This is a genomic window from Streptomyces sp. ID05-26A (assembly GCF_033794685.1).
In the GTDB taxonomy this organism is placed as follows: domain Bacteria; phylum Actinomycetota; class Actinomycetes; order Mycobacteriales; family Pseudonocardiaceae; genus Lentzea.
On the sequence record NZ_JARAYZ010000003.1, the window covers coordinates 61,781 to 82,352 of the forward strand.

Genomic DNA, 20,572 nt, shown 5'->3' on the forward strand with positions numbered 1-20,572 from the left:
CGGTCAGGCCTCCGCCGAGACGCCCAGGTAGTAGGCGATCAGGCGGATGAGGTGTTCGGTGTCCACCGGCTTCGTGACGTAGTCGGTGGCGCCGGAGGCGAGCGACTTCTCCCGGTCGCCCTTCATCGCCTTCGCGGTGACGGCGATGACCGGAAGGTCCGCGTAGCGTTCCATCGCCCGGATCGCCGAGATCGTGGCGTTGCCGTCCAGCTCGGGCATCATGATGTCCATCAGGACGATCGCCACGTCGTCGTACTGCTCCAGGGCGCGCACGCCGGTGATGCCGTTGTCGGCGTAGATGGCTTCCAGGCCGACGAGTTCGAGCACGCTCGTGAGGGCGAAGACGTTGCGCAGGTCGTCGTCCACGACCAGGACCTTCTCGCCGTGGAACCGGACCGCGCCCGGGTTGGCGACGACCGGCGCCGGGGTGACGATCGGCATCGGCGCGGGCAGGACGACCACGTCCGAGACGACCTTGCCCAGCGGCAGGCAGAGGGTGAAGGTCGAGCCGATGCCCGGCTCGGAGCGCACGCGCAGGGCGCCGTTGAGCAACTGCGCGAGTTCCCGGCTGATGGACAGGCCCAGGCCCGTGCCGCCGTACTTGCGCGACGTCGTGCCGTCGGCCTGCTGGAACGCCTCGAAGATGACGGCGAGCTTCTCGGCCGGGATGCCGATGCCGGTGTCGTGCACGTCGAACGCCACGGTGGACGGGTCGTCCATGCGCACGTGCAGGCGGATGCCACCGTCATGGGTGAACTTGACCGCGTTCGAGAGCAGGTTCCGGAGGATCTGCTGCAGCCGGTGCTCGTCGGTGTGCAGCGTCTCCGGCACGTTCGGGTCCACACGTACGGAGAACTCGAGGTTCTTCTCCGCCGTCAGCGGCAGGCAGAGCGTCTCGACGTAGCGGACCAGCTCGTCGAGCCGGACCGGGTCCTCGTGCAGCGTCATGTGGCCCGCCTCGACCTTGGTGAGGTCGAGGATGTCGTTGATGAGCTGCAGCAGGTCGGAGCCGGACGAGTGGATCGTGCGGGCGAACTCGACCTGCTTGGGGTTGAGGTTGCCGTCGAGGTTGTCCGCCAGCAGCTTCGCGAGGATGAGCAGGGAGTTCAGCGGCGTGCGCAGCTCGTGCGACATGTTCGCCATGAACTCGGACTTGTACTTCGACGCCGTCTGGAGCTGGCGGGCGCGGTCCTCCAGCTCCTCGGAACCGGCCCTGAGCTCCGTCGTGAGGCGCTGGGACTCGACCAGGAGGGCATCGGTGCGGGAGTTGGCCAGCAGCGTGTTCACGTTGACGCCGATGGCCTCCTTGAGCTGGTCCAGGAGGTCGAGGTGGACCTCGGAGAACTCGTTGAGCGACGCCAGCTCGATCACGCCCAGGGTCTCGCCCTGGAACAGGATCGGCAGGATCACGAGGTTGACCGGCGCCGACTCGCCCAGTGCGGACGACACGGTCAGGTAGCCGCCGGGGACCTGGGCGACCAGGATCGTCTTCTTCTCGAGCGCCGACTGGCCCACCAGCGACTCGCCCATGGCGACGCGGGTCATGCGGGCGGAGTCCAGCCGGAAGCCGTAGGTGGCGGTCAGCTCCAGGGAGTGCTTGGAGTCGTCCTCCTCGATCTGGAAGAACGCGCCGTGGTGGGCGCTGACCAGTGGCGTCAGCTCGCTCATGATCAACGACGCCAGCGCGCGCAGGTCGCGGTGACCCTGCATCAGGCCGGACAGCCGGGCCAGGTTGGTCTTGAGCCAGTACTGCTCGCGGTTGGCCCGCGTGGTCTCCTTCAGGTTCGCGATCATCTGGTTGACGTTGTCCTTGAGCTCCGCGAGCTCGCCGGACGCGTCGACGGTGATCTGCCTGGTCAGGTCGCCCGCGGTCACGGCGGTGGCGACGGCGGCGATGGCGCGGACCTGAGTGGTGAGGTTCGACGCGAGCTGGTTGACGTTGTCGGTCAGCTTCGACCACGTGCCGGCCACGCCGTCGACCTCGGCCTGGCCGCCGAGCTTGCCCTCGGTGCCGACCTCGCGGGCCACGCGGGTGACCTCGTCGGCGAACGAGCTGAGCTGGTCGACCATCGTGTTGATCGTGGTCTTGAGCTCCAGGATCTCGCCGCGCGCCGAGACGTCGATCTTCTTCGTCAGGTCGCCCTGCGCCACGGCGGTGGTGACCTGGGCGATGTTGCGGACCTGGTTCGTCAGGTTGTCCGCCATGAAGTTCACCGAGTCGGTGAGGTCCTTCCACGTGCCGGCCACGCCGGACACGCGCGCCTGGCCGCCCAGGATGCCCTCGGTGCCGACCTCGCGGGCGACACGGGTGACCTCGTCACCGAACGCCCGGAGCGTGTCGACCATGCCGTTCAGCGTGTCGGCGAGGGTCGCGACCTCGCCCTTCGCCTCGACGGTGATCTTCTTCGACAGGTCGCCGTTCGCGACGGCGGTGGCGACGGCGGCGATGTTGCGGACCTGGTCGGTGAGGTTGTCCGCCATCAGGTTGACGTTGTCGGTCAGGTCCTTCCACGTGCCGGCGACGCCCTGCACGCGGGCCTGACCGCCCAGCCGGCCGTCGGTGCCGACCTCGCGGGCGACACGCGTGACCTCCTCGGCGAACGACGACAGCTGGTCGACCATCGTGTTCAAAGTGGACTTCAGCTCGAGGATCTCGCCGCGCGCGTCGACGGTGATCTTCTGCGACAGGTCGCCGTTCGCGACGGCGGTGGCGACGTGCGCGATGTTGCGGACCTGGTTGGTCAGGTTGTTCGCCATGAAGTTGACGTTGTCGGTCAGGTCGCGCCACGTGCCCGCGACGCCCGGCACCGTGGCCTGACCACCGAGGCGGCCCTCGGTGCCGACCTCGCGGGCCACGCGGGTGGCCTCGTCGGCGAAGCTCGACAGCTGGTCGACCATCGTGTTGATCGTGGTCTTGAGCTCGAGGATCTCGCCGCGCGCGTCGGCCGTGATCTTCTGCGTCAGGTCGCCCCGCGCGATCGCCGTCGTCACCGAGGCGATGTTGCGGACCTGGGTCGTCAGGTTGTTCGCCATGACGTTCACCGACTCGGTGAGGTCGCGCCACGTGCCGGCGACACCCGGCACCTGCGCCTGGCCACCCAGGCGGCCGTCCGAACCGACCTCGCGGGCGACACGGGTGACCTCGTCGGCGAAGCTCGACAGCTGGTCGACCATCGTGTTGATCGTGGACTTCAGTTCGAGGATCTCGCCGCGGGCGTCGACGGTGATCTTCTGGGTCAGGTCGCCGAGCGCCACGGCCGTCGTGACCTGGGCGATGTTGCGGACCTGGGTGGTCAGGTTGTCCGCCATGAAGTTGACGTTGTCGGTGAGGTCGCGCCAGGTGCCGGCGACGCCGGGGACCTTCGCCTGACCACCGAGCTTGCCGTCCGTGCCGACCTCGCGCGCGACACGGGTGACCTCGTCGGCGAACGACGACAGCTGGTCGACCATCGTGTTCAGCGTGTTCTTCAGCTCCAGCATCTCGCCGGAGACGTCGACCGTGATCTTCTGCGTCAGGTCGCCGTTCGCCACGGCCGTCGCGACCTGGGCGATGTTGCGGACCTGGTTGGTCAGGTTGTTCGCCATCGAGTTGACGTTGTCGGTCAGGTCGCGCCAGGTGCCGGCCACGCCGGGGACCTTCGCCTGACCGCCCAGACGGCCGTCCGTGCCGACCTCACGGGCGACACGGGTGACCTCGTCCGCGAACGACGACAGCTGGTCGACCAGGCCGTTCACCGTCGAGCCCAGCGTCGCGAACTCACCGCGCAGCGTCTGGTCCGACATGCGCTTGGTCAGGTCGCCCTCGGCGACGGCGGCGAGCACGCGGCTCAGCTCGGTCGTCGGCCTCATCAGGTCCTCGACCAGGCCGTTCACCGAGTCGGCGATCAGCGACCAGCCCCCGGCGGTGCCCGCGGGCGCCACCCGTTCGGTCAGCCGGCCCTCCTGGCCCACGGCCTGGCGGACCCGGCCCAGTTCCCCGGCGAGCCACTGGTTGCGTTCGGCGATCTCGTTGAACACGTCGGCGAGCGCCGAGACGGGCCCGTTCCCCGGCACGACGAGCCTGCGGCGGAAGTTGCCGTCCCGCAGGTCTCTCATGGCGGAGAGAACCCGTTCGAGGGTCGCGTCCGTCTCTTCGTTGGCCGTGGTCACTCCAAGCCCTCCGTGCCTCGGTGGTCGCAGCCAAGACTGCCACGTTAGGTTGGGAGCGAGGTAACTTGATGCCGCGATGCACGCAAACGACCCGCAGGAGGCCGTGATGATCCGGCCGAACGCGCAGGACAAGAGCGGATGAGCAGCGTCGTGGGCATCGACCTCGACGGCTGGCAGCGCCTGGTGGACGGGCTGCGCGAAGCCGTCTTCGTCGTGGACCCCTCCGGAGTGGTGCGCGTGCGCAACGCCGCGGCCGCGGACCGGTTCCCCCGCCTGGGGCTCGGCGGGCAGTTCGACGTGCACGTCGCGGGCCGTCAGCACGACCTCGGCGAGGGCTGGAGTGCCTGGTACTTCACGGACTCCACGCTCGACCACGCCCACCTGCGCCTCGCCGGCGGCTCGTCGCGCGAACTGACGCTGAAGACGATCGTGCAGCTCGCGGCGGAGTTGCTGGGCGAGCACTGCGTCGCCGTGGTGCCCGCCACCCGTGATCGGCTCGAGTGGTGGCGTTGCGGTGGCGGAGAACCGACGGTCACCCGCACGCCTCGCCGGGCCTCCGAGATCTCGGAGGTGCTGACCGGCACGTCGAAGCTGACGAAGATCACCTCATTGGGTGAAGGTAGCTGGGGCGTGCCGGAGGACTTCGGCTGCGCGCTCGCGGTGCCGCTGGGGGTCGGCGGCGCGCTGGTCGTGGTGCGCAAGGGCGACTTCGCGCCGAACGACGTCGAGCGCGTGAAGCTGTTCGGCAAGCACGCGGCCGTGGCGCTGGAGTCGTCGTCGAAGCTGAGCGAGCAGCAGCGGACGATCGAGATCCTGCGGTCGGCGCTGCTGCCGTTGCCGCTGCCCGAGGTGCGCGGTGTGACGCTGGCCTCGGTGTTCATCCCCGCCCATCAACGGGCGCTGGTCGGCGGCGACTTCTACGACGTGCACCCGCGCACGGACGGCTCGGCGACGTTCGTGCTGGGCGACGTCTGCGGCCACGGCCTGGAGGCCGCGGTCCACAGTGGACGTGTGCGGCAGTCGCTGCAGGCGCTCTCGCTGGTCGAGACGAACCCGGTGCGGCTGCTGCACCTGCTGAACACGTCGTTGCGCGCCACCGGTTCGAAGCTCTTCACCACCCTTGTCGTCGGCGAGCTCGTGCCGCTGGCAGACGGGGGAGTGCGGCTGTCGCTCGCGTCCGGCGGCCACCCCGCGCCGCTGGTGCTGCGGGCCGACGGCAGCGTGGACGAGGTGGGCGCGACGGGCGCGATCGTCGGAATCCTGGCGGACGTCCGGTTCTCCGGCGAGCAGGTGACGCTGGCACCGGGGGACACGCTGGTGCTGTACAGCGACGGGTTCACCGAGGCCCGCGCACACACGGACCGCACGGAGTTGTTCGGCGAGCAGCGTCTGCGGGCGGTGCTGAAGGAGTGCAAGGGGCTGCCGGCGGAGGAGATCGCGCGGCACTGCGAGCGGGCCGTGCTCAAGTGGCTGGACCGGGACGACCACGACGACCTGGCGTTGCTGGCCGTCCAGGCGGTGTGAACGAAATTCCCGGTACAAGGGTTCATCTCGCGTTCGTTTGCCACGACAGGTTGACCGGCTGAGATCGGCGCATGTCCCACTCTCACGATCACCCGCACGGTGATCACGCGCACCACCACCACGAGGTCGAGCCGGTCGAAGGCAGCTGGCTCGACCCCGAGGACGACCGCCCGTCGTCGGTCGAGCGCCGCAAGTTCCTGGCAGGGCTGGGCATCGTGGCGGGCGCCGCCGGAGCCGTCGCCGTGGGCACCGGCAAGGCCGAGGCGCACGTCCCGGTCAACCCGTGGGGCGGCGGTGAGCGCTGGTACGCGGGCGACCACCACATCCACACCCAGTACTCCGACGACGGCCAGTACACGATCGCGCAACAGGTCGCGAAGGCGCACGAGTTCGGCCTCGACTGGGTCGTGATCACCGACCACGGCGGCGTCGCGCACCAGAAGTTCTCGATCGACCAGATCACGCCGGACATCGAGAAGGTCCGCCGGTCGCAGCGCGACGTGCTGGTCTACCAGGGCCTGGAGTGGAACATCCCCGGTGCCGAGCACGCCACCGTGTTCCTGCCGCCGGGCAAGCACACCGTCGACATCCTCAAGGCCTTCGAACTGTCCTACGACGGCAGGATCGCGAACAACACGGAGTCGCTCGCCCTGGCCGCACTGCGGTACCTGGAGGCGCAGGTCCTCTCCGGACGGACCGAGATCGCGCTGATGTTCGCGAACCACCCGTCCCGGCGCGGCGTCGACAGCCCGCACGAGATCCGCGGCTGGCGCGACGCGGCCCCCGGTGTCGCGGTCGGCATGGAGGGCGCGCCCGGCCACCAGGCCGCCGGCACGCCGAAGTCCGCGGGCGGCTCCGGCCGTGCGCGCGGCTACTACGACACGGCCGCCCCGCTGCCGGAGTCGTTCCAGGCCTACCCGCCGGAGTCCTACCGCACGCACGGCGGGTTCGACTGGATGACCGCGAAGGTCGGCGGCCTGTGGGACTCGCTGCTCGCCGAGGGCCGTCCGTGGTGGATCACCGCGAACTCGGACGTGCACCAGGTCTTCAACGACACGCTCACACCCGGCAAGCAGGACTACGCCACTACCGGGTCGAAGGGCGCGCCGATCGACTCGGGCGTCAAGCAGACCGCCTACGGCGACTTCTTCCCCGGCCAGTACGGCGCGAACGTCGTCGGCTCCCGCTCGAAGTCCTATGTGGACGTCATGCGCGGTCTGCAGGCGGGCAAGGTCCTCACCGTGCACGGCCACCTCATCGACGGCCTGGAGCTGCGCGTGCGTTCGCGCGACGACCTGCGCGGCGTGACCCTGGGCGGGCGGACCTTCGTGCGTCGTGGCGGCGACGTCGAGGTCACCATCGAGATCGACCGCACCACCGGCCCGAACTTCTCGGGCGCCACGCCCGTGCTGGCCAAGGTCGACCTGATCTCGGGGCCGGTGACCGGTCCGTCCGCCGACCGCGACCTGTTCGTGGCGCCCGAGACGGCGGTCGCGAAGACGTTCGAGGTGCCGCGCAAGGGCAAGATCCGGTTCACGCACACGTTCAAGAGCGTCGAGCGTTCTTTCTACCTGCGGCTGCGGGGCAGCGACGGCAAGCGGCTCACCTCGTCCGGTGACCCGGTGATCGACGAGATCGCGAACTCGGACCCGTGGGCCGACCTCTGGTTCTACGCCAACCCGGTGTTCGTGGACGTGATCTGAGTAGGTTGGGCTCGTGTCCATGAAGCGCGAGCCCGACCGCCTGGTCCTGTTCACCGACGCGGTGGTCGCGATCGCGATCACCCTGCTGGTGCTGCCACTGGTGGAGATCACCTCGGACACGGGTTCCGAGCCGGCGTCCGAGCTGGTCGCCCACCACTGGCCGCAGATCTTCAGCTTCCTGCTGAGCTTCGTGGTCATCGCGCACCTGTGGTTCACCCACCACCGGCTGTTCGAGAACGTGAAGCAGTACAGCGGCCCGCTCGTGGTGCTGAACATGGCGTGGCTGCTCACCATCGTGGTGCTGCCGTTCCCGACCGAGCTCGTCGGCAGGCCGGGAGTGGACCACTTCACCCAGTTCTTCTACATCGGCACGATCACCGTCAGCAGTGCGCTGCTGACCGCGATCACGCTGCTCGTGCACGGAAGCCCGGAGCTGGCAGTGGAGGCGCGCGGACTGTCGCGGCCGGTGGTGCTCCGGGCGCTCGTGCCGACCGCCGTGCTGCTGCTCGCCCTCGTGCTGTCGCCGTTGATCAGCTACTGGGGTCTGCTGTTGCTGCTGGTCAGCCCGTTGGCGCAGCGGATCCGATGACCGAGAGCAGCTGCAGCTTCTCGTAGCTCTCGCTGCCGGGCGTGGCGGTGTAGACCAGCAGGAAGTGGTGCTGGTCGGGGTCGAGCAGCGTCTGGCACTGCAGCTCCAGCGCGCCGACGCTCGGGTGCACGTAGCGCTTGACCTCCTTGGGGCGCAGGCCGATCTCCTGCCGTTCCCAGACGACGCGGAACTCCTCGCTGCGGGCGAGCAGGAGTTCGGTGTAGTGGGCCGCGCGGGAACCGGGACCGTGCCGGGTGAGGGCCTCGCGCAGTCCCGAGGCGAACATCCGGCCGAGGAACTCGTGGTCGGCGGGCTCGTACAACGCGCGGCAGCCGGGATCGGTGAACCAGCGGTAGCCGAGGCTGCGCTCCGGGCCCGCGTACCGGGTCAGGTCGCCGGTGAGCGCGCTGCCGAGCGGGGTCTGGCGCAGGGTCTCACCCAGGTCGGTGACGATCTCGGCCGCGGTGTCGTGCAGGCGGTCGAAGATCCGCGCGAGGCCGGGGGTGACGTGGTCACCGGACGGGCCGCGGTGCGGCGGGGTGTGGCCCGCGAGGCGGAACAGGTGGTCGCGCTCGTCGAGTGAGAGGTGCAGGCCCTGGGCGATCGCCGCGATCATCTGCTCGGACGGGTGCGGGCCTCGTTCCTGCTCCAGGCGGGCGTAGTAGTCGGTGGACATGTTGCAGCGCGCGGCGACCTCCTCGCGGCGCAGGCCGTTCGTCCGCCGTCGCGGTCCGCGCCGCAGGCCGATGTCCTCGGGTTGCAACGCCTCCCTGCGGTGCCGCAGGAACGCGGCCAGACCGGTTCGGTCGATCACGGTCACTCCTCTCGCCGTGGCTCCTTTCTAACGGTCGCGCGGCTTCGCAGCCACGGACTGTCAGGTCCTGGATCAGCGGCGGCCGTCCGTCCACGGTGGAACGAGCAAGCCACGACGAGCAGGGGAGTGCGCGATGAGCAGGAAGTACGACGTCGAGATCCCGGACCTGTCCGGCAGGCGCGCGATCGTCACCGGCGCCAGCGACGGGGTCGGGCTCGGCATCGCGGGACGGCTCGCGGCGGCCGGGGCCGAGGTCGTCCTGCCCGTCCGCAACCAGCGCAAGGGCGAGGCGGCGATCGCGGCGATCCGCCGGCGGACCCCGGACGCGCAGGTGTCGCTGCGTTCGCTCGACCTCTCCTCGTTGCGGTCGGTCGCCGCGCTGGGCGACACGCTGCTGGCCGAGGACAGGCCGGTGCACATCCTGATCAACAACGCGGGTGTCATGACCCCGCCCGACCGCCAGACGACCGCGGACGGGTTCGAGCTGCAGTTCGGCACCAACCACCTGGGGCACTTCGCCCTCGTCACGCACCTGCTGCCGGTGCTGAAGGCCGGCCGCGCCCGCGTGACGTCGCAGATCAGCATCTCCGCCAACCAGAACGCCATCAACTGGGACGACCTCAACTGGGAGCGCTCGTACAGCGGCGCCAAGGCCTACAGCCAGTCGAAGATCGCACTCGGGCTCTTCGGACTGGAACTCGCGCGGCGCAGCGAGGCGGGCGGCTGGGGCATCACCAGCACCCTGTCGCATCCCGGGGTCGCGCCGACCAACCTGCTGGCCGCCCGTCCGGAGGTGGGGCGCGCGTCCGACACGCTCGGCGTGCGGGTGATCCGGGTGCTCTCGCGGGTGGGAGTCCTCGGCACCGTCGAGTCCGCTCAGCTGCCGGCCCTGCTCGCCGCGACCGTTCCCGACGCGGCAGTGTTCTACGGTCCGAGCCGCGTCGCGCACCTGAGCGGACCGCCTGCCGAGCAAGCCCTCTACAGCCGCCTGCGCGGCGTCGACGAGGCCCGCCGCGTGTGGGAGGTGTCGGAGGAGTTGGTGGCTAGCGGACTCCGTGCGGGCGGAACTGGACGCTGATCCGCGGACCGACCACTGTGGACGTCTTCGGGATCGCGTGCTCCCAGGTGCGCTGGCACGAGCCGCCCATCACGAGCAGGTCGCCGTGGCCCAGCGCGTACTTGTGCGTCTCGCCGCCACCGCGCGGCCGCAGCAGCAGGGCGCGGGGCGTGCCGACGGACAGGATCGCGACCATCGTGTCCTCGGTCTGGCCGCGGCCGATCGTGTCGCCGTGCCACGCGACGCTGTCCCGGCCGTCGCGGTAGTAGCAGAGGCCCGCCGTGGTGAACGGTTCGTTCAGCTCCGCCAGGTAGTGCCTGCTGAGAGTGTCGCGGGCCGTGGTGAGGACGTCGAACGGCAGGGCGCCGCCGTAGAAGCAGAGCAGGCGCGGCACGTCGACCACCGTGTCGTACATCTGGCGGCGTTCGGCCCGCCACGGCACCTCGGCGACGAGCTGGTCGAACACCGCGTCGGCACCCGCGAGCCAGCCCGGCTGGACGTCGATCCACGCGCCGTGGGCGAGTTCGGTGCGGCGTGGGGCGAGCGGGGCCAGCTCGGGCTCCGCTTCCAGGTCGAAGAGGGATCCCTGGCGCATGCGGAGAGCATAATCGAACACGTGTTCTAGGGCGATAGCACGGCCCACACGGCGTCCGCGACGATCTCGCGCGCCTGCGCCAGGTCGAAGACGCCGAGCAGGAACCGGCGCACCGACTCGTGCGCCGCCCCCATCGCCACCGGCTCCAGCGCCCACGGCGGCACCGCGCGCAGCTCGCCGGCCGCCATCCGGTCCAGGAACCACGCCAGCACCGGCGCGAACTCCGCCATCTTGGCCGCGGGATCGGCGTGATCCGGTGCGGCGTAGAGGAAGCGCGCCCGGCTGGGGTTCGCCATCACCCAGTCGAGGTAGCTCAGCGTCAGGCCGCGCACGCCTTCCTCGGCTGAGCCCGTCCGCAGCGCGGGCAGCATCGCGGCGACACAACGGCCGTAGCTGTCGGCGTAGAGCTGCGCGAACACACCCGCGCGGCTGCCGAAGTGGTGGTAGATGCTGCCGTTCGACATGCCCGACCTCTCGGTCAGGGCCGCGATCGTGACGGCGTCGAGGCCGCCTTCCTCGACGAGCTTGAGCGCCGCGTCGAGGAGAGACTGTCGTCGGTCGGGCATGAGGGTTAGAGTACCGCTCTGGAGCGACGCTCCAGAGAAGGGGAGAAGTCATGGCGCTGTCGATTCCCGGCCTGCTGCGCGACCGTGTCGCCCGCACGCCCGACGCCGAGGCGATGCGGTACCGCGACGGTGGTGGCTGGGTCTCGCTGACGTGGTCCGAGCTGCAGAACCGTGTTGCGGCGGAAGCGTTCGGGCTCGCCGGGGCCGGTCTGCGCAAGGGCGACCGCGTGGCGTTGATGGGCCGCACGAGCATCGAGTGGATCGTCACCGACCTCGCCGTGCTCGCCGCCGGGGGCGCCACCACGACGATCTACCCGAACAGCACGGCCGGGGAGGTCGCGCACATCGTCGGCGACTCGGGCAGCCGGATCGTGGTCGTGGAGGACGACGAGCACGCCGCGTTGATGCCGGACGGCGTCGAGGTGCTGCGGTTCGGCGCGGTGCCCCGCGGCGAGGGCGACTACGAGGCGTTGATCGGCGACCTCGGGCCGGACGACCTGGCGACGTTGATCTACACCTCGGGCACGACCGGCACGCCCAAGGGTGTCGAGCTCACCCACGAGAACTGGCTCACGACGGCGGAAGCCGTGGCGTCACTGGGCATCCTGCAGCCGACGGACCTGCACTTCCTCTGGCTGCCGCTCTCGCACGCGTTCGGCAAGGTGCTGACGATGGCGATGATCGCCGCGGGCGTGCCGACCGCCGTCGACGGCAGCGTCGAGCGGATCGTGGACAACCTGGGCGAGCTGCGCCCGTCGATCGTGGCCGCCGCGCCGCGCATCTTCGAGAAGATCCACGGCAGGGTCGTCGCGGGCGCTCGGGAGAAGGGCGGCGCCACCGAGAAGATCTTCCGGTGGGCCGACCGCGACCACGGCCCGGCGACGCGCTGGCTCGCGGATCGCCTGGTGTACCGCAAGTTGCGCGACCGGGTGGGCGGCCGGATCCGCTACTTCGTCTCGGGCTCCGCACCGCTCGCGCCGGAGATCGCGGAGTTCTTCGCCCGCGCCGGCATCACGATCCTCGAGGGCTACGGCCTCACCGAGTCGTCCGCGGCGACGTTCTTCAACCGGCCGGGCATGATCAAGATCGGCACCGTCGGCCCGCCGATCCCCGGCATGGACGTGAAGATCGCCGAGGACGGCGAGGTGCTGCTGCACGGACCGGGTGTCATGCGCGGCTACCACAACCGGCCGGACGCGACCGCGGAGTCGCTGGTCGACGGCTGGCTGCACACCGGTGACATCGGCGAGCTGGACGACGCGGGCCGGTTGAGGATCACCGACCGCAAGAAGGAGCTCATCAAGACCTCGGGCGGCAAGTACGTGGCGCCGACCCGGATCGAGAGCATGATCAACGCGGCGTCGCCGTACATCAGCAACGTGATCGTGCACGGCGACCGCCGCAGGTACTGCGTGGCGCTGGTGACGCTCGACCCGGACACCGCGCCGGGTGTCGCCGACGCCCGGGCCGAGGTCTCCCGGGCGGTCGAGACGGTCAACGCGCAGCTCGCACGGCACGAGACGATCAAGCGCTTCGCGGTGCTGGAGAACGACTTCAGCGTCGAGGACGGGTTGCTGACCGCGTCGCTGAAGCCGCGCCGCCGGGAGATCGAGAGGCGCTACCAGGACGTGCTGGACGCTCTGTACTGAAAAGCGCGAACCGCCCACGGCGGAAGTGGTGGGCGGTTCGCAGTCTTCGTTCGTTCAGCGGCGGCCGCGCGGTTCGTCGTCGCGTTCGACCTCGACGCGTTCCTTGCGCACCTGGCCCTTGACGTCCTTCTGCTCGGTGACGACGTCCTTCTCGAGCCGGACCCGTTCCGTGGCCTCGGTGCGCTTCTGCACCACCGGTTCCTCGCGGTGCAGCGTGACCTCGGCCTGTTCGTCGGCGAACGCCCGGCCCGGCTCGCCCTTCGCGGGCTCGCGGACGACGCGGACCTCCTCGTGCGTCACGGGCACGGTGATGTTGCGTTCCTCGGTGACCGTGTGCTTGACCAGCCGCACCCGGCCCGCCTCGACGTTGCGGGTGCCGACGTCGAGCTTCTCCTCGGAGAGCGTGACCTCGGCGGCGTCACCCTCGTTCCGCATGCCGGCCTTGTCCCGCATGCCGGCGCGCTTGGCGTCCTGCCTGCCGTCGAGCCGGTCGTGCTCGCCGGTCTTGGCGTGCGGGATCATGCCGTAGTGCCGGTAGAGCGCTTCCTGCTCCTCATCTGACATGTGGTCGTCCTCGGTGCGCACGCTCGGCGAGTCCTTCACCTGCGCCTTGGAGACGGGGACGGTGATGCCGCCGCCCGCCACCTCGCCCTGCTGGATCGGGACGAAGCTCTCCCGCATGCCGAAGAGTCCGGTGTGGACCTCGGCCCACATGGGCCTGCCGGTGCCGTCCTCGAGCCAGACCCGTTTGACCGACCCGATCTTCTCGCCCTGGTTGTCGATCACGTCGCAGTCGTACAGAGCCTCAACGTGCGTCTGGTCGATCATCGTGCCGTCCCTCCGCGTTTGCCGTGGTTGCCTGCCACCGCGAGGTACCCGCCACTGTGGACCTAATCGCGGGCGCCCACCGACCGGGTGACCGCACGCGCGTGGCAGTTCAGCCGACCGGGGGACGTCACCACGGGATGACGCCGTCGTCGTCGAAGAAGCCGCCGCGCGGGCCGTCGTCGGGCAGGGTGGCGAGCCGGACCGCGATCGCGGCGCCCTGGTCCGGGGTGCGCGTACTCGCGTGGCCGGTGAAGTCGGTGGCGACGTAGCCGGGGCAGCACGCGTTGATGACGATGTTCGTGCCGTCGAACGCCCGCGCGTACTGGACGGTGATGCTGTTGAGCATCGACTTCGACGGCGCGTAGGCGGCCATGATCGGACCGGTCCGCAACGCCAGCGAGCCCATGTTGCTCGACACGTTCACGATGCGCGGTGACGGCGCTCGGCGCAGCACCGGGAGCAGGGCGTTCGTGACGCGGACGACCCCGAGCACGTTGGTGTCGAGGACGGTCCGGATCGTGCCGAGGTCGATGGTCGTCGGATCCTGCGGGGCGGGACCGCCGACGCCGGCGTTGTTGACGAGCACGTCGAGCCGTTCGATCGACGCGGCGGCCCGCGCGACGCTCTCGTCGGAGGTGACGTCCAGCGCGACTCCGACCGCGTCGATTCCCATGGCGCGCAGACGTTCGACGGCGTCCTCGCGGCGGACGTCGTCCCGCGCGCCCACCGCGACCGTGAAGCCGAGCGTGCCGAGCCCCTCCGCGATGGCGAAGCCGATTCCCTTGTTCGCGCCGGTGACCAGCGCGGTCTTCGTGTCGTTCACGAGATCCATGCTCGGCGGCCGCGTCCCCGCTGTCCAAGATCGATCCAGTAAGCCGTGATACCCCACCGGTATTAGGCTGGGCCGGTGGACCTGGAGACCCGTGAACTGCGGTACTTCGTCGCTCTCGCGGAGGAGCTCCACTTCGGACGCGCGGCCGCACGGCTCGGCATCGCGCAACCGCCTCTCTCGCGGGCGATCAACCAGCTGGAACGACGGCTCGGCGTCCGGCTGCTCGACCGGGACCGTCGTGGCGCGGCGCTCACCGACGCCGGCCGGGTGCTGCTCCGGGAGGCCCGAACGGCTTTGGACGCGGTCGAGGCGGCCGCGCGCCGGACCCGCCGGGCCGGGGACTCCGGCCGCCCGCTGGTGCTCGTGACGAAGGCGGGCGCGTCCCACGAGCTGTTGCGCGCACTGCTCGACGCGGCGACCGAACCGGTCGAGGTCCTGCTGTGCGAGGTGGGGGAGCAGGCGCACCGGCTGCGGGACGGCCAGGCCGACGTCGCGATCATGCACCGGCCCTACGACGACCTCGCCGGGTTCGAGACCGAGGACCTGCACACCGAGGGCCAGGTCGCGATCGTGCCCGCCGCGCATCCACTGGCGGAGCGCGAGAGCGTCACGCTGGCCGAGGTCGGCGACGTGCCCGGCCTGCCGATCGCGCGCTGGCCCCGGCTCGACGGCACCTACCCGGACGGTCCCGGACCCGAGGTGCGCACGCAGTCGCAGCTCGCCCAGCTCGTGGCGCTCGGCCTGACCCTGCTCGTCATCCCCGCCTCCAGCCGCGCCTGGCAGTGGCCGGAACACGTCGCCGTGCCCGTCGTGGACGCACCCGACGTCACGACGGTGCTCGCCTGGCCGCCCGGTACCCCGGTCGGGGCCCTGGTCAGGGCGGCCAGGCGGCGCGACTCAGTCGCAGACGGCTCCGCGTGACGCCGAGCCGACCAGCTTGGCGTACTTGGCGAGCACGCCGCGTTCGTAGCGGGGAGGCAACGGCGCCCAGCCCTCCTTGCGGCTCTCCAGGTCCGCGTCCACGTCGAGCGTGCCGTCGGCGACGTTCAGCGTGATCCGGTCGCCGTCGCGGACGAACGCGATGGGCCCGCCGTCGACCGCCTCCGGTGCCACGTGCCCGACGCACAGACCCGTCGTACCGCCGGAGAACCGGCCGTCGGTGAGCAGCAGGACGTCCTTGCCGAGGCCCGCGCCCTTGATCGCCGCGGTGATCGCGAGCATCTCGCGCATGCCCGGCCCGCCCTTGGGACCCTCGTAGCGGATGACGACGACGTCGCCCGCGGTGATGGTGCCGTCCTCCAGGGCGTCCATCGCGGCCCGTTCGCGGTCGAACACGCGGGCGGTGCCGGTGAAGACGTCCGAGTCGAAGCCCGCCGACTTGACCACGGCGCCCTCCGGGGCGAGCGAGCCCTTGAGGATCGTGATGCCGCCGGTGTGGTGGATGGGCTTGTCGAGCGCGCGCAGCACCAGGCCGTCCGGATCGGGCGGGGCGATGTCGGCGAGGTTCTCCGCGACCGTGCGGCCGGTGACGGTGAGGCAGTCGCCGTGCAGCAGACCGGCGTCCAGCAGCGCCTTCATCACCACGGGCACGCCGCCGATGCGGTCGACGTCCGTCATCACGTGCCGGCCGAACGGCTTCACGTCCGCGAGGTGCGGCACACGCGCGCCGATGCGGCTGAAGTCGTCGAGACCGAGTTCGACACCGGCCTCGTGCGCGATGGCGAGCAGGTGCAGCACCGCGTTCGTCGAGCCGCCGAACGCCATGACGACGGCGATCGCGTTCTCGAACGCCTCGCGCGTCATGATCTGCCGTGCGGTGATGCCCTTGCGCAGCATCTCGACCACGGCCTGACCGGACCGGCGGGCGAACCCGTCCCGGCGCCGGTCGGTGGCCGGGGGAGCGGCACTGCCCGGCAGCGACATGCCCAGGGCCTCTGCCGCGCTCGCCATGGTGTTCGCGGTGTACATGCCACCGCACGCGCCCTCACCGGGGCAGATCGCGCGTTCGATCAGGTCGACGTCCGCACGGCTCATCAACCCGCGTGCGCAGGCCCCGACGGCCTCGAACGCGTCGATGATCGTGACTTCCTTCTCGGTGCCGTCGGACAGCGTGACCCGGCCGGGCAGGATCGACCCGGCGTAGAGGAACACGCTGGCCAGGTCGAGCCGCGCCGCCGCCATCAGCATGCCGGGCAACGACTTGTCGCACCCCGCGAGCAGCACCGACCCGTCCAGGCGCTCGGCCATCATGACCGTCTCGACGCTGTCCGCGATCACCTCGCGCGAGACCAGCGAGAAGTGCATGCCCTCGTGGCCCATCGAGATGCCGTCCGACACCGAGATGGTGCCGAACTCCAGCGGATACCCGCCCGCCGCGTGCACGCCGTCCTTGGACGCCTTCGCGAGGCGGTCCAGCGGCAGGTTGCAGGGCGTGATCTCGTTCCACGACGAGGCGACGCCGATCTGCGGCTTCTCCCAGTCCTCGTCACCCATGCCGACGGCCCGGAGCATGCCGCGCGCGGCGGTGCGCTCCAGGCCGTCGGTCACGTCGCGGCTGCGTGGCTTCACGTCCGGTGTCTCGGTCATGAGGGCACGCTAGTCGTCTGTGGAGCCGCCCTCATCCGCAGACACACGGAAGTCGAGCAGGGTCGTGCTCTTGTGCCACGCGAGCGCGATCGGAACCAGCAGCAGCGTGTAGGCGGTGATCGGCACGGCGATCCAGCCGGAAACGTGTCGTGCCGCCTTGACGAGCATCAGGGCGATGTACGCGAGGTAGATGATCCCGACGCCGCCGTAAGCGATGATCACCGCGGCCCGTAGGGCAAGAGGAGCTGTGTGCACATTGGTGGCGCGCTCACTCGCGCTCACCCCGACAGTGCTCATGTCGACACCGGGAATCGCCGCCGCGGACACGAGTTCGCGTTCCAGGGTCAAGATGGAACGAGCGCGCAGTGCGGCCAGGTTGAGCAGGGTCGCGTGGAACGCGGCTATGCACACCAACGGAAAGGGCAGCAGCGCGATCGCCCAGCCGAGCAGGTCGATCTTGTCGTAGAACGCGATGGTGCCCACGAGGTAGGTCACCGCGGCGCCCATCGTGGCGAGGCTGACGGTGAGCGTCGCGCTGCGGTCGGCGCGGTCCGCCTGGTAGATCGAGGTGAGTATCTGGAGGCGATCGGCCACTGCGTTTCCCCGGGGTGTCAGAGTGCTCCGAACGTGCCGGGAGCTTGATCGATCTGCCGGAGCCGCCCGTTACACCCTTCGGTGACGCTCCCGTTCCGGCTTCCTGGCAATCAGGCGGCTAGGGGGAACACGAGGAGTGGATCGGGCAAGGGCGGTGCGACTCGGAGAAGCGTGACGAGGCACAACTCCTGGTCGCGCGAGCCAGGGTGTACAGCACGAGGTGAGGGTGGTCGCGGGACGACCACCCACCCGCGTTCGTCAGGACGGGTTGGCCGCGTGAGTCAGCGTCTCCCAGGCGATGAACAGGTTGTCCGTCCCGTGTGGACGCTTCGACTCGGTGTAGATCTTGGTGTTCGCCATCCCGATGCCGAGCCGGGTGTTCAGGGCGTTGAAGCTGACCTCCGGCGTCGGTCCGAGTTCACGGGAGTAGCTCCCGCCGCACAGCCACGAAGGCACCGGCTCGCCGTTCTGGTACTTCGTGTGCAGGCCCCACGCGTGCCGCATGCGGTCCTTGATCTCGCCCCAGATGTCCTGGCCCTGGATCCGCGCGGTCTCGGCGAGGTGTGAGGCGGCGGAGAGACCGTAGGCCGTGTGGGCGAAGTCCCGGCACGTCTCCTGCGTGACGCCGTCGACGAACGTGGACTGGTCGTGCCAGTAGGAGATGATCTCGGCCCTGGTGTCGATGCCACTGCCCGGCGGCGTCTTCGGCAGCGCTCCGTCGGTGGTCAGGTAGATGAACGCCTGGATGCGCGTCCGGAAGATGCTCACGGCCTTGTCGTAGGCCGCGCGGTCCTCCAGGAAGACGGCGATGCCGATCGACGCCTCCATCATGCTGAGTTCCCAGTTGCCGTTGGTGTTCGCGCGGCCGTTCTGGATCTCGGGCAGGTAGACGGTGCGCAGCATCGTGCCGAACCGGGCGCTGTTGGGCCACGTCCCGTAGACGTGCTTCATGATCTCGGCGGCCTTGGGCCAGCTGCTGGCCGACCACGCGGTCTGCAGCGGGGCGTTCGAGTTGGTGTGGTCGCGGATCGTGTTCGACCAGGCGTCCATGATCTGGATGGCCTTGGTCGCGTACCTGGCGTCGCGGGTGACGTACCAGGCCAGGGAGAGGGTGTAGGCGGCGAGGGCGTCCTCGCGTTCGTCGGTGCAGCCGTTGTTGGGGTTGCTGACGGGACCGCACTCGACGACGGCGCGGGGTTTCGGCGTGCGGTTCAGGTCGGCGTACTTCGACGCCATCATGCGGTCGTAGGCGGTCTTCCACGGCTGGGCGCCCGCCAGGACCTTGGTGCGCATGAAGTCCAGCTGTGGCCGGGAGACCACGACTCCGGGGTGGACGAACGTCGCCGGCGCCGCTTGGGCTGGGCCGGTGACCGGGACCAGAAGGGATGCGATCAGTGCGATCAGCACCGTGCAGGAGCGGGTGACCATGCGGTCAGTGTTAGTGGTCTATACCTTTGCGGTCAATCATTCCGGAACAAGGTTCACGGTGGTGAACCGGTTCATGTGCGTGAACACCTGAACGGCTTGTGGCGCAACGAAAATCCCCCGGTGCGCGGGAGGGGCACCGGGGGACGTCGCCTTGCCGAACTACGTGGTCAGAGCGTCACTCGCGGCACTTCTTGCCGGTGTTGACGCAGTTGACCAGGCGGTTCATGATCTTCTGCGACATCACGTTGGCGAAGTCGTCGTGGTCGGTGAGCGGGTTGTGCTCCTCCTCCGGGAAGGAGTCGACCAGGTAGCGACCTTCCTGCTGGACGTCCAGCGGGATGTTGTAGGTCAGCGAGATGCGCAGCTGCGGCACGGCCTTGAAGCCCTGCTTGCACTTGCCGTTCTGGTCCGGGAACACGATGTGGTCGCGGTGGTTCGCGGAGTCGATGTTCTTGCCGTCCCAGCAGCTCGGGAAGTCGTGCACGCGCTTGACCTTCTGGCCCTGCGGGCAGATCGGGTACTTGTCCATCAGGACCTTGTCCTCGAAGCCCGTGCAGGTCCAGGACGCCTTGGCGTTCTTCGGGCCGTTCTGGCCGGCCTTGGCGTCGCCGTAGAGCACGCGGAGGAACTTGGGCATCGCGGTGACCTTGCCGACGGGCGAGCCGCGGAACTGCAGGTCGACGACGGCCGGGCGCTGGATCTCGCCCTCGTTGCCCTCGAGCTCGTTGTTGGCGTTCTCCTCGCCGTTGTTCTGGTTCTTCTTGTCCTCGGTGCCCTCGGCCTGGGCGTCGTCGGCGTTCTCGTTGCCGTTGTCGAGGCCCTTCTCGCCCTGGGCCTTGTCCTTCACGGCGCACGCGGCGGCCGGGTTGAGGTCGGGGGCCTGCTGGCCCTGGCGGCTGAACGCCAGCATCATCCGGTTGAGGATGGCGGCGCGCTTCTCGCGCGTCGGGCCGACGATGATGTTGTCGCGGTCCTGTGCCTTGGTGGACGCGACCTTCTTCTCGGCCTCCTCGGTCACCTTCTCGATGTTCTCGAGCTCGCGGTCGATCTCGGCCTGGGCCGCGTCCGGCACGTCCTCGGGGAGCAGCGACGCGACGTCGGGGCACTGGAGCTGGGCCGCTTCCTTGGCGGCCTTGTCCTTGTCCTGCTGCGCCTTGTCGTCCTTCTTCGGCGGGGCCTGCTCGGCGTTCTCGCCGCCCTCGGCGCCTTCCGCGGCCTCTTCCTCGTCGATGATGCGGACGACGGGCCAGAAGTAGGCGGACTTGTCGCCGTTCTTGCAGGTCGTACCGGCCGCCTGCAGAGACTGGTTGTTCGAGTCGGCGTTCGTGGAGAGGTTGCCGACGTAGTCGTGCAGGTGCTCGGCACCGTTGCGGACACCGGGCTGCGCGATGAAGTTGTCCGGGTTGAAGTGCCCGTTCTCGTTCCGTCCGCAGTTCACGGTGAACGTGCCTGTGGTGGCGTTGTTCTGTTGCCTTGGTTTCTTGACGTTCGGCTTCACCTTGGTGATGTCGACGAACAAGCTCTTGTCCGCACCGTCGGCGAGCGCGGAGCCATCAGAAGAACTGATGGCCACCACCGCGGCGCCGCCCGCGACCACGGCCATCGCCGCAGCCGCGGCGGTGAGCCAGATCGTGGATTTCCTCCGGTGAATAGCCATT

Annotated in this window: 16 protein-coding genes; 6 read left to right on the forward strand and 10 right to left on the reverse strand. The window is 69.6% G+C overall.

Annotated elements, in window-relative coordinates; translation table 11 throughout:
* Positions 1 to 3 precede the first annotated feature (3 nt).
* Positions 4 to 4,149: a hybrid sensor histidine kinase/response regulator gene (locus PV646_RS27495; RefSeq protein WP_500345160.1), complete on the reverse strand. Its 4,146-nt coding sequence runs from the start codon at positions 4,147 to 4,149 to the stop codon at positions 4 to 6.
* Positions 4,150 to 4,287: 138 nt separating this feature from the next.
* Here PV646_RS27495 and PV646_RS27500 point away from each other — a divergent pair, with 138 nt between their 5' ends.
* From PV646_RS27500 to PV646_RS27510, 3 genes are all read left to right on the forward strand, one after another.
* Complete coding sequence (locus tag PV646_RS27500) at positions 4,288 to 5,673, forward strand: PP2C family protein-serine/threonine phosphatase (protein WP_500345161.1); 1,386 nt, start codon at positions 4,288 to 4,290, stop codon at positions 5,671 to 5,673.
* A gap of 71 nt (positions 5,674 to 5,744) precedes the next feature.
* Complete coding sequence (locus PV646_RS27505) at positions 5,745 to 7,376, forward strand: PHP domain-containing protein (protein ID WP_500345162.1); 1,632 nt, start codon at positions 5,745 to 5,747, stop codon at positions 7,374 to 7,376.
* Between the two features lie 19 nt (positions 7,377 to 7,395).
* Positions 7,396 to 7,965, forward strand: a complete 570-nt coding sequence (locus PV646_RS27510) for a TMEM175 family protein (RefSeq protein WP_500345855.1) — start codon at positions 7,396 to 7,398, stop codon at positions 7,963 to 7,965.
* Here the strand turns inward: PV646_RS27510 and PV646_RS27515 are convergent.
* Entirely contained in the window at positions 7,937 to 8,779 is an 843-nt protein-coding gene (locus tag PV646_RS27515) for a helix-turn-helix transcriptional regulator (protein WP_500345163.1), read from the reverse strand. The genes PV646_RS27510 and PV646_RS27515 overlap by 29 nt on opposite strands.
* 133 nt (positions 8,780 to 8,912) lie before the next feature.
* On the opposite strand from PV646_RS27515, the gene PV646_RS27520 reads away from it, so the two are divergent.
* Positions 8,913 to 9,857, forward strand: a complete 945-nt coding sequence (locus PV646_RS27520; protein WP_500345164.1) for an SDR family oxidoreductase — start codon at positions 8,913 to 8,915, stop codon at positions 9,855 to 9,857.
* Here the strand turns inward: PV646_RS27520 and PV646_RS27525 are convergent.
* Together PV646_RS27525 and PV646_RS27530 are read right to left on the reverse strand one after the other, a co-directional pair.
* Entirely contained in the window at positions 9,823 to 10,431 is a 609-nt protein-coding gene (locus PV646_RS27525; RefSeq protein WP_500345165.1) for an alpha-ketoglutarate-dependent dioxygenase AlkB, read from the reverse strand. The genes PV646_RS27520 and PV646_RS27525 overlap by 35 nt on opposite strands.
* A 26-nt stretch (positions 10,432 to 10,457) precedes the next feature.
* Positions 10,458 to 10,997, reverse strand: coding sequence for a TetR/AcrR family transcriptional regulator (locus PV646_RS27530; protein ID WP_500345166.1), 540 nt, complete (start codon positions 10,995 to 10,997; stop codon positions 10,458 to 10,460).
* A 50-nt stretch (positions 10,998 to 11,047) separates the two neighbouring features.
* Here PV646_RS27530 and PV646_RS27535 point away from each other — a divergent pair, with 50 nt between their 5' ends.
* Positions 11,048 to 12,646, forward strand: coding sequence for an AMP-dependent synthetase/ligase (locus tag PV646_RS27535; RefSeq protein WP_500345167.1), 1,599 nt, complete (start codon positions 11,048 to 11,050; stop codon positions 12,644 to 12,646).
* A 54-nt stretch (positions 12,647 to 12,700) separates the two neighbouring features.
* Here the strand turns inward: PV646_RS27535 and PV646_RS27540 are convergent, their stop codons facing one another.
* Both PV646_RS27540 and PV646_RS27545 read right to left on the reverse strand, forming a co-directional pair.
* Positions 12,701 to 13,474: a DUF2382 domain-containing protein gene (locus tag PV646_RS27540; RefSeq protein ID WP_500345168.1), complete on the reverse strand. Its 774-nt coding sequence runs from the start codon at positions 13,472 to 13,474 to the stop codon at positions 12,701 to 12,703.
* Between the two features lie 127 nt (positions 13,475 to 13,601).
* Positions 13,602 to 14,306, reverse strand: a complete 705-nt coding sequence (locus PV646_RS27545; protein ID WP_500345169.1) for an SDR family oxidoreductase — start codon at positions 14,304 to 14,306, stop codon at positions 13,602 to 13,604.
* A gap of 81 nt (positions 14,307 to 14,387) precedes the next feature.
* Between PV646_RS27545 and PV646_RS27550 the strand changes: the two genes are divergently transcribed.
* Positions 14,388 to 15,227 carry a LysR family transcriptional regulator gene (locus tag PV646_RS27550; protein ID WP_500345856.1) on the forward strand — a complete coding sequence of 280 codons (840 nt, stop codon included), beginning with the start codon at positions 14,388 to 14,390 and terminating at the stop codon, positions 15,225 to 15,227.
* Here PV646_RS27550 and ilvD read toward each other — a convergent pair.
* The 4 genes from ilvD to PV646_RS27570 all read right to left on the reverse strand — a co-directional run bounded on the left by ilvD (position 15,204) and on the right by PV646_RS27570 (position 20,571).
* The gene (gene ilvD, locus PV646_RS27555; RefSeq protein ID WP_500345170.1) at positions 15,204 to 16,892 is read right to left on the reverse strand and encodes a dihydroxy-acid dehydratase; all 1,689 of its coding nucleotides are present in this window, start codon (positions 16,890 to 16,892) and stop codon (positions 15,204 to 15,206) included. The two genes, PV646_RS27550 and ilvD, sit on opposite strands and share 24 nt — an antisense overlap.
* Before the next feature lie 9 nt (positions 16,893 to 16,901).
* A complete protein-coding gene (locus PV646_RS27560) occupies positions 16,902 to 17,486 on the reverse strand; it encodes a hypothetical protein (protein WP_500345171.1) in 585 nt (194 codons plus the stop codon).
* A 258-nt stretch (positions 17,487 to 17,744) separates the two neighbouring features.
* Positions 17,745 to 18,914, reverse strand: coding sequence for an alginate lyase family protein (locus PV646_RS27565; RefSeq protein ID WP_500345172.1), 1,170 nt, complete (start codon positions 18,912 to 18,914; stop codon positions 17,745 to 17,747).
* 175 nt (positions 18,915 to 19,089) lie between these two features.
* Complete coding sequence (locus PV646_RS27570; RefSeq protein WP_500345173.1) at positions 19,090 to 20,571, reverse strand: DUF1996 domain-containing protein; 1,482 nt, start codon at positions 20,569 to 20,571, stop codon at positions 19,090 to 19,092.
* Position 20,572 lies beyond the last annotated feature (1 nt).